Source organism: Streptomyces sp. NPDC032091 (genome assembly GCF_055580265.1).
The window spans coordinates 19,014-33,498 of record NZ_JBVILR010000040.1 but is presented as its reverse complement, the minus strand read 5'-3'; the positions used below and the strand labels follow the sequence as shown (position 1 = coordinate 33,498).

17 protein-coding genes and 1 pseudogene are annotated in these 14,485 nt (G+C 71.3%); 11 read left to right on the top strand and 7 right to left on the bottom strand.

All coding sequences use genetic code 11. The features are described from left to right. Positions 1-90 precede the first annotated feature (90 nt). From qcrB to ACZ5NJ_RS36980, 3 genes are all read right to left on the bottom strand, one after another. Positions 91-1,734 carry a cytochrome bc1 complex cytochrome b subunit gene (qcrB, locus tag ACZ5NJ_RS36990; protein WP_468771073.1) on the bottom strand — a complete coding sequence of 548 codons (1,644 nt, stop codon included), beginning with the start codon at positions 1,732-1,734 and terminating at the stop codon, positions 91-93. 112 nt (positions 1,735-1,846) lie between these two features. Then, positions 1,847-2,110 carry a response regulator transcription factor gene (locus ACZ5NJ_RS36985; RefSeq protein WP_468771071.1) on the bottom strand — a complete coding sequence of 88 codons (264 nt, stop codon included), beginning with the start codon at positions 2,108-2,110 and terminating at the stop codon, positions 1,847-1,849. Continuing rightward, positions 2,110-2,424 carry a hypothetical protein gene (locus ACZ5NJ_RS36980; protein ID WP_468771069.1) on the bottom strand — a complete coding sequence of 105 codons (315 nt, stop codon included), beginning with the start codon at positions 2,422-2,424 and terminating at the stop codon, positions 2,110-2,112. Before ACZ5NJ_RS36980 ends, ACZ5NJ_RS36985 begins: the two co-directional genes overlap by 1 nt. Before the next feature lie 219 nt (positions 2,425-2,643). Here ACZ5NJ_RS36980 and ACZ5NJ_RS36975 point away from each other — a divergent pair, with 219 nt between their 5' ends. The 3 genes from ACZ5NJ_RS36975 to ACZ5NJ_RS36965 all read left to right on the top strand — a co-directional run bounded on the left by ACZ5NJ_RS36975 (position 2,644) and on the right by ACZ5NJ_RS36965 (position 5,722). Further along, positions 2,644-3,630: a LuxR C-terminal-related transcriptional regulator gene (locus tag ACZ5NJ_RS36975; protein ID WP_468771067.1), complete on the top strand. Its 987-nt coding sequence runs from the start codon at positions 2,644-2,646 to the stop codon at positions 3,628-3,630. A gap of 134 nt (positions 3,631-3,764) precedes the next feature. Next, positions 3,765-4,283, top strand: a complete 519-nt coding sequence (locus tag ACZ5NJ_RS36970) for a hypothetical protein (protein WP_468771066.1) — start codon at positions 3,765-3,767, stop codon at positions 4,281-4,283. Next, complete coding sequence (locus ACZ5NJ_RS36965; RefSeq protein ID WP_468771064.1) at positions 4,280-5,722, top strand: RICIN domain-containing protein; 1,443 nt, start codon at positions 4,280-4,282, stop codon at positions 5,720-5,722. The genes ACZ5NJ_RS36970 and ACZ5NJ_RS36965 overlap by 4 nt, the downstream gene beginning before the upstream one ends. Before the next feature lie 14 nt (positions 5,723-5,736). Here ACZ5NJ_RS36965 and ACZ5NJ_RS36960 read toward each other — a convergent pair whose 3' ends face one another. After that, entirely contained in the window at positions 5,737-6,144 is a 408-nt protein-coding gene (locus ACZ5NJ_RS36960) for a nuclear transport factor 2 family protein (protein ID WP_468771062.1), read from the bottom strand. Between the two features lie 101 nt (positions 6,145-6,245). Between ACZ5NJ_RS36960 and ACZ5NJ_RS36955 the strand changes: the two genes are divergently transcribed. Beyond that, positions 6,246-6,791: a TetR/AcrR family transcriptional regulator gene (locus ACZ5NJ_RS36955; RefSeq protein WP_468771061.1), complete on the top strand. Its 546-nt coding sequence runs from the start codon at positions 6,246-6,248 to the stop codon at positions 6,789-6,791. 99 nt (positions 6,792-6,890) lie between these two features. Here the strand turns inward: ACZ5NJ_RS36955 and ACZ5NJ_RS36950 are convergent. After that, positions 6,891-7,139: pseudogene (locus ACZ5NJ_RS36950) on the bottom strand (putative quinol monooxygenase); the annotation flags it as partial. A 68-nt stretch (positions 7,140-7,207) separates the two neighbouring features. Here ACZ5NJ_RS36950 and ACZ5NJ_RS36945 point away from each other — a divergent pair. Next, positions 7,208-7,627, top strand: a complete 420-nt coding sequence (locus tag ACZ5NJ_RS36945) for a helix-turn-helix transcriptional regulator (RefSeq protein ID WP_468771059.1) — start codon at positions 7,208-7,210, stop codon at positions 7,625-7,627. A gap of 10 nt (positions 7,628-7,637) precedes the next feature. Further along, complete coding sequence (locus ACZ5NJ_RS36940; RefSeq protein ID WP_468771057.1) at positions 7,638-8,054, top strand: VOC family protein; 417 nt, start codon at positions 7,638-7,640, stop codon at positions 8,052-8,054. A 27-nt stretch (positions 8,055-8,081) separates the two neighbouring features. Here the strand turns inward: ACZ5NJ_RS36940 and ACZ5NJ_RS36935 are convergent, their stop codons facing one another. Continuing rightward, positions 8,082-8,558: an ATP-binding protein gene (locus ACZ5NJ_RS36935; RefSeq protein WP_468771055.1), complete on the bottom strand. Its 477-nt coding sequence runs from the start codon at positions 8,556-8,558 to the stop codon at positions 8,082-8,084. Between the two features lie 248 nt (positions 8,559-8,806). Here ACZ5NJ_RS36935 and ACZ5NJ_RS36930 point away from each other — a divergent pair, with 248 nt between their 5' ends. The 5 genes from ACZ5NJ_RS36930 to ACZ5NJ_RS36910 all read left to right on the top strand — a co-directional run bounded on the left by ACZ5NJ_RS36930 (position 8,807) and on the right by ACZ5NJ_RS36910 (position 13,741). After that, positions 8,807-9,658: a helix-turn-helix domain-containing protein gene (locus ACZ5NJ_RS36930; protein ID WP_468771054.1), complete on the top strand. Its 852-nt coding sequence runs from the start codon at positions 8,807-8,809 to the stop codon at positions 9,656-9,658. Between the two features lie 9 nt (positions 9,659-9,667). Then, positions 9,668-9,871: a hypothetical protein gene (locus ACZ5NJ_RS36925; protein WP_468771052.1), complete on the top strand. Its 204-nt coding sequence runs from the start codon at positions 9,668-9,670 to the stop codon at positions 9,869-9,871. Between the two features lie 152 nt (positions 9,872-10,023). Next, positions 10,024-10,416, top strand: a complete 393-nt coding sequence (locus ACZ5NJ_RS36920; protein ID WP_468771050.1) for a hypothetical protein — start codon at positions 10,024-10,026, stop codon at positions 10,414-10,416. Positions 10,417-10,445: 29 nt separating this feature from the next. Then, positions 10,446-12,698, top strand: coding sequence for a DUF6571 family protein (locus ACZ5NJ_RS36915; protein ID WP_468771048.1), 2,253 nt, complete (start codon positions 10,446-10,448; stop codon positions 12,696-12,698). A gap of 5 nt (positions 12,699-12,703) precedes the next feature. After that, positions 12,704-13,741 carry a hypothetical protein gene (locus tag ACZ5NJ_RS36910; RefSeq protein ID WP_468771046.1) on the top strand — a complete coding sequence of 346 codons (1,038 nt, stop codon included), beginning with the start codon at positions 12,704-12,706 and terminating at the stop codon, positions 13,739-13,741. Between the two features lie 14 nt (positions 13,742-13,755). Here ACZ5NJ_RS36910 and ACZ5NJ_RS36905 read toward each other — a convergent pair whose 3' ends face one another. After that, positions 13,756-14,481 (bottom strand): helix-turn-helix transcriptional regulator, encoded by a 726-nt coding sequence (locus tag ACZ5NJ_RS36905; protein ID WP_468771045.1) that lies wholly within the window; start codon positions 14,479-14,481, stop codon positions 13,756-13,758. Positions 14,482-14,485: the final 4 nt, after the last annotated feature.

Sequence of the window (14,485 nt, the reverse complement as noted above, 5' to 3'; positions counted from 1 at the left end):
AGTGCAGTCGCGAGGGTCTCCAGGTTTGTCGTCACAAACGAACCAACGAGACCCTCGCTTCATGCGCCCGAAGACTTCGGACTTACTCGTCTAGCGCTCGGCCGGCTTGTCCGGGCCGGCCGTCAGCTCGGCGATCTCCACGCGCTGCTCGGGGGTCACCGGGTGGGGGACCCGGTCGCGGTAGTACCAGGAGCTGACGGCCGCCCGGACCCGCAGGGCCACCCGGTGCGGCAGGGGGCGGGTCGGGTCGTGGTCGTCCTCCAGCGGCCGGGGCTGGTCCCCGACGAGCATCACGTACCGCTCCGCCGCCGGCAGCGGCCGGTGCTCGGGGTGGAAACCCCCCTCGACGCCCTGGCGCACCAGGCCCGTCTCCTCGCCGCCGGTCAGCAGCTCCCGCTCCCGGTCCTGGAGGGCCAGGCACAGCCGCCGGGTGAGCCAGAACACCAGCGCCGGCACCACGAAGAACGCGGCGCGCAGGGTCCAGGTCAGCTCCGGCAGGGCCACGGCGAAGACGAACGCGAGGACGTCCTGGGCCCCGGCGAGCAGCAGTACGGCGTACCAGGCGAGGGCCGCCGCGCCGAGCCCCGTACGGACGGGGCGGTCGCGGGGGCGGTCGCACAGGTGCCGTTCGCCGTGGTCGCCGGTGATCCAGCGTTCGAAGAAGGGGTAGGCGTACAGCGCGGTGAAGAGCGCGCCGGGCAGCAGGACGGCCGCCACGAACGGGTTCCACGCCACCGTGTGCCCCCACAGCCGGGTCTCCACCCCGGGCATCAGCCGCAGGGAGCCCTCCAGGAAGCCGATGTACCAGTCGGGCTGGGAGCCGGTGGAGACCACGTCCGGGCGGTAGGGCCCGTACACCCAGATGGGGTTGACCTGCGCGACGGCGGCGAGGGCGGCGAGCAGCCCGAAGACGAGGAGGAACAGCCCGCCCGACTTGGCCAGGTACTGGGGGAAGAACGGCAGGCCGACGACGTTGCGGCCGGTGCGGCCGGGTCCGGGCCAGTGGGTGTGCTTGAGGTGCACGACCAGCAGCAGGTGGACCGTGATCAGGCCCAGGAGCAGGCCGGGGACCAGCAGGATGTGCACGGGGTAGAGGCGGGGGACGATGTCGAGGCCCGGGTACTCCCCGCCGAAGGCGAAGAAGGCCAGGTACGTGCCGACGACCGGGACCGACATCATGACGCCCTGCGCGATGCGCAGACCGGTCCCGGACAGCAGGTCGTCGGGGAGGGAGTAGCCGGCGAAGCCCTCCAGCGTGGCCAGCGCGAAGAGGGTGACGCCGATCGTCCAGTTGAGCTCGCGGGGGCGCCGGAAGGCCCCGGTGAGGAAGACGCGCAGCAGGTGCGCGCCGATGGCGGCGACGAAGACGATCGCCGCCCAGTGGTGGACCTGCCGGATGAGGAGCCCGCCGCGGACGTCGAAGCTGATGCGGAGGGTGGAGAGGTAGGCCTGCGACATGCGCACGTCGCGCAGGGGCGCGTACGCCCCGTGGTAGGCGCTCTCGCGCATGGAGGGGTCGAAGAAGAAGGACAGGTACACGCCGGTGAGCAGCAGGACGGCGAAGCTGTAGAGGGCGAGCTCGCCGAGCAGGAACGACCAGTGGTCGGGGAAGACCTTGCGCACCGCGCCCTTGGCGATCTCCCCCAGCGGCAGCCGCGCGTCCAGCGCCTCGGCGCCGCGCACCGCCGCCCGTGCCCTGCGCGTGGAACCCGGCACCGGCGTGCCTCCTGTCATCGGACGCGTACGCCGGTCCACGCTACCGAACCGGCACAGGAGGGGGCACAACAGACACGGGGGCCATCGGGGTGGGTCGGGTGGGGCCCTTCACGGCCTTCCGGGACGTCGCTCAGGCGGAGCGCAGGGTGGTGTGGGCGACGATGGCGAGCTGGATGCGGTTGCTGGTGCCGGTCTTGTGGCGCAGCCGGCGCAGGTAGGTGTCGACGGTGTGGGGGCTGAGCGCCATGCGGTGGGCGATGGCGCGGTCGGTGGCCCCCTGTGCGAGATGACCCAGGAGTTCCTGCTCGCGGGCCGTGAAGACGGGCGGGGGCCCGGGGTCGGGCGCGGGGCGGGCGGCCATGGCCGGCGTCCGGGTGCTCGGCGGGCGGGCCATCAGACGGTCCGGCCGTCGCGCGGGGGCAGCGGACCCCAGCCGTTGCCGGTTCCGCCGCCGGAGCAGCTCCACAGCCGGCCGTCCGTCAGACTTCCGGCGGCCTGCAGGAGGGCGATCGCCTCCGGGGTGTACCGCTGCCGCAGCTCCTCGGCCGAGACCCAGCGGCAGCCCGACGGACCCCCCACCGTCCCGCCGCCGGTCCCACCCCCGCTCGGGTCGGCGGGAGGGGCGGTGCCGGCGTGGGCCGTGGCCGGGACGGCCACGGCGAGCAGGGCCGCGGTCAGGGCGGTGAGGGCGAGGTGCTTGAGCTTCACGATGACTCCGTTGGTCAGTCGGGTCGGTCGTCGGGCCGGTCGTCGGATCGACGGGAGTCCCCGGGCGCCGGGGGGAACGGCCGACGCCCGGGGACACGCCCAGCATCACCGCCGCCGAACCCCGGGACCATGCGTTCCGCCCCTCACTAAAGTTACGTGGCAGTAAGAGGAGCGGGGGACGAAGTGGACGAAGGACGTATTCCCGGGCGAATAGCGGGCTTGACGGTCTTCGAGGAGACGGATCGGGCGGTCTACCAGTGGCTGGCCGGGCACCGCCGCCTCGACGCCGGGGCCATGGCCGAGGACCTCGGGCTGGACGCGGTGGACACGGCGGCCTCGCTGGAGCGGCTGATGGCGGCCCGGCTCGTCCATGCCGACCCGGAGGAACCCGGCACCGGTTACGCGGTGGCCCCCGAGGTCGCGGCCGCCCAGCTGGCCGCCCCGGTCGAGGAGGAGATCCGCTCCCGCCAGTACGAGCTCTTCCGCATGCGCCGGCAGCTCCAGCAGTTCACCTCCGCCTATCAGCAGGGGGTGCAGGCGGCGGGCGGCGCGCTGGAGGTCGTCTCCGGCATGCAGACCGTGCGCACCCTGATGACCCGGGCCGCCGCCGCCTGCCGCAGAGAGGTCTTCACCTGCCAGCCCGCCGGTGGCTTCCGCACCCCCGACACCCTGCGCGACACGCTGGAGCGCGACCGTCCCCTGCTCGAACGGGGCGTCCGGCTGCGGGTCCTGCACCCGCACACCTCCCGCTTCCACGCCCCGACCCAGGCCTACGTCGCCGCGGCCTCCGAGCTGGGGGCGGAGCACCGTACGGCGCACGAGCTGTTCGGCCGGCTGGTGGTGTACGACCGGGAGGCGGCCTTCCTGCCGCTGAGCGACGGGAGCTGGGGTGCGGTGGTGATCCGCGAACCGCACACCGTGGCCTATCTGTGCGAACTGTTCGAGCAGTCCTGGGAGCAGGCCGCCGTGTTCGCGGACGCCGCCAGCCAGGGCCTGGAGCAGGTCGCCCGCGAGATCGACCGGACCATCCTGCGGCTGCTCGGCGCGGGCCTGAAGGACGAGGCCATCGCCCGCCGCCTGGGCATGTCCCTGCGCACGGCCCGGCGCCACATCGCCGACATCATGGACCGCCTCGACGCCGACAGCCGCTTCCAGGCCGGCGCGGCCGCGGCCCGGGCGGGCCTCCTCGCCGACGGCGACCGCTGACCGCCGCCCGCACCCGCCGGGGCGTGCGGCCGTGAGGCGTGAACCCGGGACCTGAACCACGGGACCTGAACCACGGGACCGACGGCCCGGGGCCGGGTTGTCGCGGATTCCCGCGCGGGCGGACGCGGCACAGGATGGTGCCCGTCAACCCGACCACCCACCGGGCCCCGGAGGCGGCCGGTTCGCTGCGGGACCGGCCCCAGGAAGGCCCGTCCCGGATGTCGAGCACCGCCCGGGTTCCCGGAGAGACCGAAGCCCTCCTCGTCGAGGAGATCGCACTGTTCCTCTCCGTCCACCTCGGGCGGAACCCCGGACTGATGTGGACCGAGCACGAGCCGCCGGAGCCGGGCGACCTGGAGGCCTTCCTCCCGGCCGCCCTGACCGGCCGGCTCGGCCGCCGCGTCACCGTCCTGCCCCACCCCACGGAACGCGACACCGTCGCACACGACCTGCTGGTCTGCCAGCTCGGCGGATCCAGCACCTGGCACATCGCCCCGCCGACCGGGGCGGCACTGACCCTGCGCCTCCAGGCCGGGTCGGTCCTGCACACCCCGGCCGGCTCCGTCTGCACGCCCCGCCACGGCTCCCGGTCCCGGGTGCTGCCGCTGGCCCTCGGGGACCGAAGAAGCGAAAGAGAAGAGGAAGACCCATGAAGAGGACGAGGACCGGATTCAGGACCGCCGTCATCGCGACGGCCCTCGCCGCCGCGGTGGTGGCCTCCGCCCCCTCCGCCCTGGCGGACACGGCGGCGGGAACGCCGGCCGGCAAACCGCGGACGGGGCAGACGGGCACGGCGAGCGCCGCGGCGGCCGGCGACGTCCTCGGCACGGTCATCTCGGGGATCGACCGGGTCTTCGCGGCGTTCCAGCAGTCCGGGCAGTACAAGTCGTTCGTCAACTCGATGCTGGATCAGGTCGACCAGGACACCAACTACAAGTACAACATCGTCGTCGTCTACCTGGACAAGGACTTCGGCGCGGAGAACGTCAACACCGGCAGGCTGCGGGGCGGCCCGGGCGTGAACAACACCCCTTTCTTCCGCACGGGTTCCATCAACGGCTACTCCTACGGCGTCTTCATCTTCGACCAGGGAACGGCCAACTTCCAGGGAACCATGTCCTGGTACGCGGGGCAGAAGATCACGTCCTACACGGAGTCGAACGGGGGCATCCACGGCAACGCGATCGGCATGGGGTCCGCCGGCAGCTGGAACTCCTGGCTCAAGTTCGACAGCCGGGACTCCGCGCACACCGGCGGGAACTCCATCCTCGCCGCCGGCCAGACCCTGTCGAAGGGCCAGCGCCTCGCCTCCGGCAACGGCAACACCCTCATCATGCAGGACGACGGCAACCTCGTTGAGTACGGCGACGGCGGCCGGGTCCTCCACGCGAGCGGCACGGTCGGCCGGGGCGACCACCTGACCATGCAGTGGGACGGCAACCTGGTGCTGTCCACCGCCAACAACATCCCGCTCTGGTCCACCGGCACCCCGAACAACCAGAACGCCTGGGTCCAGCTCCAGGACGACGGCAACCTCGTGCTCCACCGGTCCGACAACTCGGTCCTGTGGGCCATCACCCCGAACGGCTGGCCGCAGACCGTCAACCCCGACCTCGGGTCCCACGGGGCGAACAACAACGGCAGCCGCGGCAACCACCCCGACGGCTCGTGGATCACGATCGTCAACCAGGGCTCCGGGCGGGCCGTCGACGACGCCGGCGGCGGCACGGCCGACGGCAACCGCGTCCAGACGTGGGCCCAGCACAGCCCCAACGAGCCCTCCCAGGGCTGGCGCCTGGACCGGAAGGAGGACACCTCCGACGGGCTGCCGACGTACGCCCTGACCAACCGCGTCAAGGACGGCCAGGTACTGAACCTGTCCGGAGCCGACAACCGGACCACCCAGCTGTACCACTACGACGCCACCAACAACAGCAAGTGGATCTTCATGCCCAAGGGAGACGGGTGGTACGAGGTCTTCTCGGCGAACAAGCGCAACGACTGCCTGACCGACAACGGCCACGGCAGCCAGCTCACCATCGAGCCGTGCAACGGCCGCCCCGAGCAGCGCTTCGGCACCTACCTCTACTGACCCGACCCGGTGCGTCAGCCGCGCAGCCTGCGCTCCGACTCCTCGATCGGGACGTCGTTGATGCTGGCCTCGCGGCGGCGCATCAGGCCATCGTCGTCGAACTCCCACTGCTCGTTGCCGTGGCTGCGCCACCACTGGCCGGCCGCGTCGTGCCACTCGTACGCGAAGCGGACGGAGATGCGGTTGCCGGTGTAGGACCACAGCTCCTTGCGGAGGCGGTAGTCGAGCTCGCGCCGCCACTTCTCGGCGAGGAAGGCGCGGATCTCGGCGCGGCCGGTGAGGAAGCGGTCGCGGTTGCGCCAGACGGAGTCCTCGCTGTACGCGAGGGCGATCCGGTCGGGGTCGCGGGTGTTCCACGCGTCCTCGGCGGCCCGCACCTTGGCGCGGGCGGTCTCTTCGGTGAACGGCGGTACCGGATGCACGGCAGGTTCCTCTCACTTCGACGATGCGGAGAACGCTCGTTCTCCCGAGGCTAGAGAACGAGCGTTCTCAAAGCAAGCGTTTCTGAATTACCCTGCACTCCATGGACGATGACGAGGCCCGCACCCGCCTCCTCGACGCGGCGGAGGCGCTGTTCTACGCCGAGGGCATCCAGGCCGTCGGCATGGACCGGATCCGCGCGGAGTCGGGCGTGCCGCTCAAGCGGCTCTACCGGCTGTTCCCCGCGAAGGAGGCCCTGGTCGCCGCCTATCTGGAGCGGCGCGACCGCCGCTGGATCGCCGGTCTGCGGGAGGCGGTGGCCGGCGCCCCGGAACCCGTACCGGCGGTGTTCGACTGGCTGGCGGTCTGGTTCACGGAGCCGGACTTCCGCGGCTGCGCGTTCCTCAACGCGTACGGGGAACTGGGCACCGGCCCGGCCGCCGTCCTGGACGTCGTCCGCCGCCACAAGGCGGAGCTGCGCACCCTCCTGGCGGACCTCGCCCCCACGCCGGAGCTCGCCGAGCAGCTCCTGATCCTGGCCGAGGGCGCGACGGTGGTGGCCGCCCTCGACCCCGGCCCGGCCCCGGCCCGCCACGCCCGCGCGGCGGCGCAGCGGCTCATGGAGGCCGCCGCGCGGCCGGCCGGATGAGCGGCCGGGAGCCGGCTCAGGCCAGGGGGCCGCGGTCAGCTCCAGGACCTGGGCCGGGGACGCGCGGAAGGCAGGGCTGGTGGCGTCGGCCTCGATCATGTGGGGGGTGGCGTCGTGGGCGGCCAGCGCCTGCCTCGACGTCCACTCCTCGATCAGGACGAAGCGCTCCGGGTCGCCGGCCACCGCGTGCAGGTCGTAGCGCAGGCAGCCCTCCTCCGCCCGGACCAGCGGCGCGAGGCGCTCGTACGCCTCCCGCTGCTCCCGGCCCCGGCCGGGGAGGGTGGTGATCAGGACGACGAGCTTCACGGGCTGCGACTGCGACTGCGGCTGCGGCTGCGGCTGCGACATGCGGCGCAGCCTATGCGTCCAAGATCATCCCCGGCAGGCCGATTTCGCCCTGTGAGATGGTGGACGGCGTGAACCTGGAGGACCTCGTCCGGCTGCGCCGGGCCCGTGACGCGATGGACCGCGACTACGCGAAGCCGCTGGACGTCCCCGCTCTGGCGCGCATCGCCCTGATGTCGGCCGGCCACTTCCAGCGCAGCTTCCGCGCCGCCTACGGCGAGACCCCGTACGGCTACCTCATGACCCGCCGCATCGAACGGGCCAAGGCCCTGCTGCGGCGCGGCGACCTGTCGGTGACGGAGGTCTGCTTCGAGGTGGGCTGTACCTCGCTGGGCTCGTTCAGCTCCCGTTTCACCGAGCTGGTCGGCGAGAGCCCGAGCGCCTACCGGGCCCGCGACCACGGCGACAGCGCCGCCATCCCCGCCTGCATCGCCAAGATCCACACCCGGCCGGTCAGGAACGGAGAAGCCAAACCCGGCGGCCGCGCGTAGCGTCGGAGCCATGGGAATCAAGCTTTCGCAGTGCTTCATCGCCGTCGACGACCACGACAAGGCCCTCCCCTTCTACCGGGACGTCCTGGGCCTGGAGGTCCGCAACGACGTCGGGTACGAGAACATGCGCTGGGTGACCGTCGCCTCGCCCTCGCAGCCGGACGTGGAGATCGTCCTGGAGCCCCCGCTCGCCGACCCGAACGCCACCCCCGCCGACCGTCAGGCCGTCGCGGAGCTGATGGCCAAGGGCATGCTGCGCGGGGTCATCTTCACCACGGACGACGTCGACGCCACCTTCGAGCGGATCCGCGCGGCGGGCGCCGACGTGCTCCAGGAGCCGATGGACCAGCCGTACGGGGTGCGCGACTGCGCCTTCCGCGACCCGGCCGGCAACATGCTGCGCTTCAACCAGCCCCGCAAGGCCTGACCCGGGCCACCGGGGCGGCGCCCTGGTTCACAGGGGCAGCGTGGCCCAGGTGCGGGTCCCGCCGCCGGGTTCGCGGGAGGGCCCGACGCCCCATGCTCCGCCGTGGTCCCGGACGAGGGCCGAGAAGACCCGGAGGGTGGCCCGGCGGCGGGCTTCGCACAGGGCGGCGAGGCGGGGGTGGGCGTGGGGGGGGTGGCCGTCGTAGACGATCAGACGCAGGGCGTCGTCACGGTGGCGCAGGGACAGGTACAGCTCTCCGCCCGGGTCCATCCGCCAGGCGGAGCCCATGAGTTCGGAGGTGGCCTGCACGGCGGTGGCCGCGAGGGGGTCGAGCGCGTAGGCGTGCAGCGCGGCCCGTACGGCGTGCCGGGCGATCCCGGCCGAGCGGGCGGAGGCGGGCAGCGTCATGCTGCACGAGAGCCCGTCCGGCGGGGCCGGGTGGTCGGGGGCGACCGGGCAGGCGGTGGGGGTGGCGAAGAAGGGCGCGTGGAAGGGGGTGAGCATGTTCGGCTCCCAAGTCGTCTGGAGGGACGGCGCATTGGCGAAGGAAGCTCGACGCGCACGGATGGCTCACGCGGGAGGGGGAGGTGGCCCGTCGCCGAGGCCGAGGCATGCTGCGGCGATGCACTTCGACTCCCCTACGTGAGCGGTGCGCTACCTAACGTAGCGTGCGGGGTGGCTCATTCGCCACCTCGTCGGCAGGATCGAGCGACCCGTGGATCCGGCGGGCGCCGACACGGCAGACTGCAGCCATGCCACCACGCACCTCGCCAACCGAACGGCAGAAGCGACTGGGCGTCGAACTCCGCAGGATGAGACTGGCAGCCGACGTATCGGCCGAATCCGCCGCCGGCCTGCTCGGAGTCGACCGGGCCAAGGTCTCCGCCATGGAGCAGGGGGTCCGGACCATCAGCGAGGAGCGCCTGCGTGCTCTGGCCTGCCACTACGACTGCGCTGACGAGGAATACATCCGTGCCCTGGTCGCCATGGCACAGACCCGCAAACGCGGCTGGTGGGAGCGCTACCGGGGCTCGTTGCCAGCGGCAGTGCTCGACATCGCCGAGCTGGAGGCCCACGCCACGCGCATGCGGTGCGCACACTCGGTGCACATCCCCGGCCTGCTGCAGACGAGCGAGCACGCCCTCGCGCTGTTCCGGTTCGTCGTACCGACGCTCCCGGAACAGCAGGTCGCCCTGCGCCTTGCACACAGGCTGGAGCGCCAGCAGGTGCTGGAAGGGGCATCCGCGCCCGAGTACGTCGCGGTCGTGCACGAAGCAGCACTGCGCATGCAGTTCGGCGGGCCGAAAGTGGCACGGGCGCAGCTGGAGTACCTCGCTTACGTGTCCGAGCGGGACAACATCGTCGTCCGCGTCCTCACCTTCGAGGCCGGCGGCTTCCCCGGCGCCGGCCAGACCGTCAACTACCTGGAGGGGCCCGTCCCACGGCTCGACACCGCACAGGTGGACAGCACGCACGGCCCCGACTTCCTGCACACCGAGGCCCAACTGTCCAAGTACCGGGCCCAGCTGGACTGGATGGAGCGGCTCAGCCTGCCACCTGCCGAATCCCGGAACTTCATCCAAGCCCTGGCCCGCCAACTCTGAGAGGACCCGATGGCCACCATCGACTGGGAAGACGCGTACTGCGGCGAAGGCGCCAGCTGCTACCGGATCGGCGTGGACGCAGACGGCAACAGCTACATCGCCGTCGCCGGGCAGGAGGACCGCCCCCTCACCGACAGCCGCGAGGCCCTCTCCGCGCTCATCCGGGACATCAAGGCCGGCAAGGCCGATCACCTGCTCGATCCGGACGACTGACGACACGCCCCGGGCCGACACCAGCCGCCCCACCCTGAGCCGTCAAGATCCCGGGCCCGGGATCTTGACGGCTTCTTTCCTCGTTCCTCCTGGATCGCGCACGAACCCCCGTTCTACGATCACGGTCCACCGGATGGAGGAGGGGCACGGGCATGCCAGGGGAACGGGACGGACAGGACCGGTTACGTCCGGGGGGACCGGGAGGACCAGGCGGCGGCGACGCGGACTTCGCCTCCACGCCCTCCCAGAAGGCGGACGCCGCGAACACCATCGAGACCGAGCTTCAGCCGAACACCAAGAAGGCCACGGAGCACGCGGACGAGGCCACCGATGCCGCGGTGAAGACGTTCGCGGGCTGGGACACCGCCGCGGGTCTGAAGAAGGTGGCGGACACCTGGGACCAGCAGGTCAAGGTACTGATGGGCCGGCTCGCCTCGGAGAAGACTTCGCTGCGCGGCGCCTCTGGTCTCTTCGCGCGCAACGACATCGCCACAGGTGACACCTTCCGGGCGATCGCCCCGCAGTCGAAGCTCAACAAGCTCTAGGGGGGACCGTGCTGACGTACCACCAGGTGATGACGACCGACCTGACCCAGCTGACGACAGCCGCCGGCAAGTGGGACGTCATGGCCGAGGAGCTGAAGAAGGTCGAGGGCCGCTACGGCGACAGCGTCCAGAAGATCACCATGGGCCCCGACTGGCTCGGTGCCAGCGCCCTGGCTGCCCACGACAGCTTCACCGGCACCCGCTACGAGTACTCCGCCGCGCAGATCCAGGCCAAGGCGATCGCGAGCCTGTTACGCGACGCCCACGAGCAGTTCACCGACCTGAGGAACAGGGTCGAGAACGCCCGGGAAGAGGCGGTCAAGGCGGGCATGACGGTCTCGGAGGCGGGCAGGGTCTCCTTCGACTTCTCCAGGCTCACACCCGCCGAGGCCGGCCCCTACCACCACGACCCGGACGGCGAGGCCTCCCTGCGCAAGGCCGTCGCCGAATGGCAGCAGCGCATCGACGACGGGGTGAAGGCCGTCTCGGAGGCCGACCAGGGCGTCAAGATCGCCCTCGACGCGGTGGTGGTCGACAGCAACAAGGACGCTTTCGGCGGCGACGAGACCTCCCACGGCTTCAACGCCGACGCCCAAGGGGACATCGAGGTCTACGAAGCCCGCAACGCCCAGTCCATCGCCACCCGCATCAACAGCGGCGGGAACGTTTCCGCAGCCGACTACGCCGAGCTGGACCGCTCTTTCCGGGACAACGCCAAGAGCCAGGTGTTCAACCAGACCTTCCTCAACGGAGTGGGCGCGGAGAACGTCCTGAAGCTCACGAACAAGCTGAACGACCACGCGTACGGCGACGACAAGGGCAACAAACAGCGCTACCTGGACGTGGAGAAGGGCCTCGCCAACTCCCTGTCGAACGCGATGCAGGACCCCGGGTCCGGGTTCTACAAGAACTTCCGCACCCAGCTCGACAAGGCCGGGCTCGCCTCATACGACCTCAAGCAGATCGGCGACTACGCCCTCGGTCGCAGTCACGGCCAGCAGGTCCACGGCTATCAGAGCCTGGCCACTCTCATGCAGCACGGCGACGGGTACTCCACCCCCTTCCTGCACGACCTGGCCACGGACATCCGTAAGGCCGAGGACAAGAAACAAGGCGGCAACCCGGATATCTGGGACCTCACGGGCAACTTCAGCGGTGACAACAGGGGGTGGTTCGCCAACGATCCCCTCGACGGCGTCCTCGGCATCATGTCGAGGAATCCCGAGGCCGCCACCTCTTATCTCGACCCCGGCCCGGACGGCAAGAACGACAACCTCCGGTATCTGCTCAAGGACCGCGACTGGAGGCACGTGGACACCACCACGTGGATCGGGAACAGTGAGCGCGTATCTGCCGACACCTTCGACAAAGACGTGCGGGCAGGCCTGGGACTCGTCCTGGAAACCGGCACGACCGGCCACACCCCGGGATCTCTCGGCACGCAGATCGCCCGTCATTCCGAGGCCGAGGCCCGCATCATGCACGACGCCGTCAACCTCTTCGACTATGGCGACGGGAACGGCAAGGACGACAAGGGTGTGCTGAAGGGACAGGGCGACAACGTCCTGAAAAGCGAGGAGTACGCGAACGTACGCGGCCCTCTCGCCCGTGCTCTGTCGTCCTACTCCCCGGACGTTGTGGACATCATCGCCGGCGAAGGACCCGGTGACAGGGTAGGCAAGGACGACGCGCTGGCCGCCGGCGACAATTCCAGGATCCAGAACAGCAGAAGCAGTGTGCTGCGTGTGCTGAGAGGGGTGTCCGAGGATCCGGAGAACTACTTCCTCCTGCACGAGTCCGAGCGCCGCTACATGGCGGAGCAACTCACCACCTCGGACCTCTCCGATCCCGAAGCCCTCAAGAACCGCGCGGCCAAGATCGGGGAGGTCAACGGCGCGATCAACGCCATAGGCGGCGACACCAAGCTCAGTGAACGCGATGCCGTCCTGAGCGCGGCCGGTGACATGAGGGTGTACGGGTACCACGTCATCGGTGGCGCCATCACCGGCATACCCATCGTCGGAGACCTCGCCCAGCGGACGGTCGACGGGGCCTGGAACGAATGGCTCAAGGGAGTCACCTCGGAACAGGGCCTGCTGGCACGCGAGCGCATCAGCTCCGCCAACGACGCCGCGCAGACAGACCTCGACAAGTTCTTCCAGAGCTGGGGAAACGAGACCCATCAGTCGGCGACCAGTGTCGGAGCGGCCCAGCGAGAGGCCCAGCAGAGCTACACCAGCGGCCGGGAGAGCGCCTACGACGCCCTGCGAGACCGAAAGTGACACCGATGCCCGATACCACGCCACGAACCCGTCGACGCCCGCTGTTCGCCGTGCTGGCCGGGGTCCTGGCGTTGGCGACCGGCGCCGGGGCGTTGCTCTGGTCGGACACCGACGTGCTCGGGCGGGACCGCTTCTGCGAGGGCGCCCTCGACTCCGCCGAGGTCAGGGCGGTACTCGCCGGACCCGGGCGGCTTGAGCAGGGCGACGGCTACGACCATCGGGATCCGTACTACTCCTTCTCGTGCACCGTCCGGCGCGCCGACGGGGTGCTCGGCGGCGAGCGGCCGCGGATGACGGCGGAACTCTCCCTGGACAGGGCCGACTTCGCGTTCTCGGGGTCGTTCCAGTGGAAGAGCCCGTCGGCCGGCTCCTACTTCGTGGGCGGAGCCACCGGGGCGGCCTCCGAGACGCAGGCCTGGGTGCTGCTGCCCCAGGGTTGCGCCTACGAAACGAGGCCGGGCTCCCGCGGCCACGAGGTTCCCGTGCTCAAGCTGGACCTGACCGGGGGCCGGGGGGAGCCCACCGCGCTGGCCAAGGCCGCCATGGGTGCCGCGCGGCATGTCGCGGAGGGCCTCGGCTGCCAGGACACCGGCGTGCTCAAGACCCCCGCACGCCTGCAGGGGCCGGTCTCCGCCGACGATCCGGCGAACACCTGCGAGGTGGCCGGCTTCAGGCTCCCGGAGGCCGCTCTCGTCCAGGGGAAGGCGGAGCAGGGCACGTCCCGGGTCACCGGCCGCGGCTCGCGGACCCGCGCGTGCGAGGTACTGCTGCACGGTCCCGGTGAGCCACGGATCATGCTGACGGTCAGCGACGACCCCGCCTTGACCCGGGGGGTCCGCCGCGACACCTCGGCAACGACCGAGAACAGGCGGACCGTGATCGCCTGCTCCTCCGGGGACCTCTACATCGCCATGAGCTCCAACGACACCTACCGGGACCTGCTCCTGGACAAGGGTGTCGACGCGTCCGGCAGAGCGCTCTCCGCGATCTTCGACGCTTTCCACCAGGCCGTGGTCCGGGACCGCGGGTGCAGGACCGACTGACACAAAGCCGCCCCTCATCCCACGAAACCAGAGGCGCGCGGTCTCCCGTCCAGCGCGGCCGGCCGGGTCGCGGTGGCGGCCACCGAGCCGCGGAGGAGGTCGGACAGGTCGTGGGGGTGGGACGGTTCACCGGTCGGGGTGGCGGTCGTGATGCGGTCCAGGCGGAAGCCGCGGCCGGCGCGGCGGGTGCGGCACCAGGCGATGAGGTACCAGTGGCCCTCGGCGGTGAGCAGGCCGGCCGGCTCCACGGTGCGCTCGCTCGTGCGGCCGGCCGCGTCCACGTAGCCGAGCCGCAGGACGGTGCCGTCGGTGAGGGCCCGTTCCACCGCGTCGCGGACCGTCGATTCCGTGCGGGAGGGCAGGGCGACGATCCGGGCCGCGAGGGTTTCGGCCGCCGCCGCGGCGGGGCCGGTCATCGAGGTGAGGAGCTTCTGGTACGCCGTCCGGGCGGCGCCCGCGTAGGGGGTTCCGGCGGTGGCGAGGGCGGCGGCCAGGGCCGCGGCCTCGTCGGCGGTGAAGTGGACGGGGGGCAGGGTCATCGCCGGGTCGACGGTCCAGCCGCCGCCCCGTCCGAGGGCGGTGCGGACGGGGACGCCGGACTCCATCAGCGCCTGGAGGTCGCGCTGCACCGTCCGGGTACTGACCTCGAACCGGGCGGCGAGCGCGGCGACCGAACGCGGGCGGGGCGCCGCGGCGCGCAGTTCCTCCACGAGGGCGTAGAGCCGGGTGGTGCGGTCCATGCGG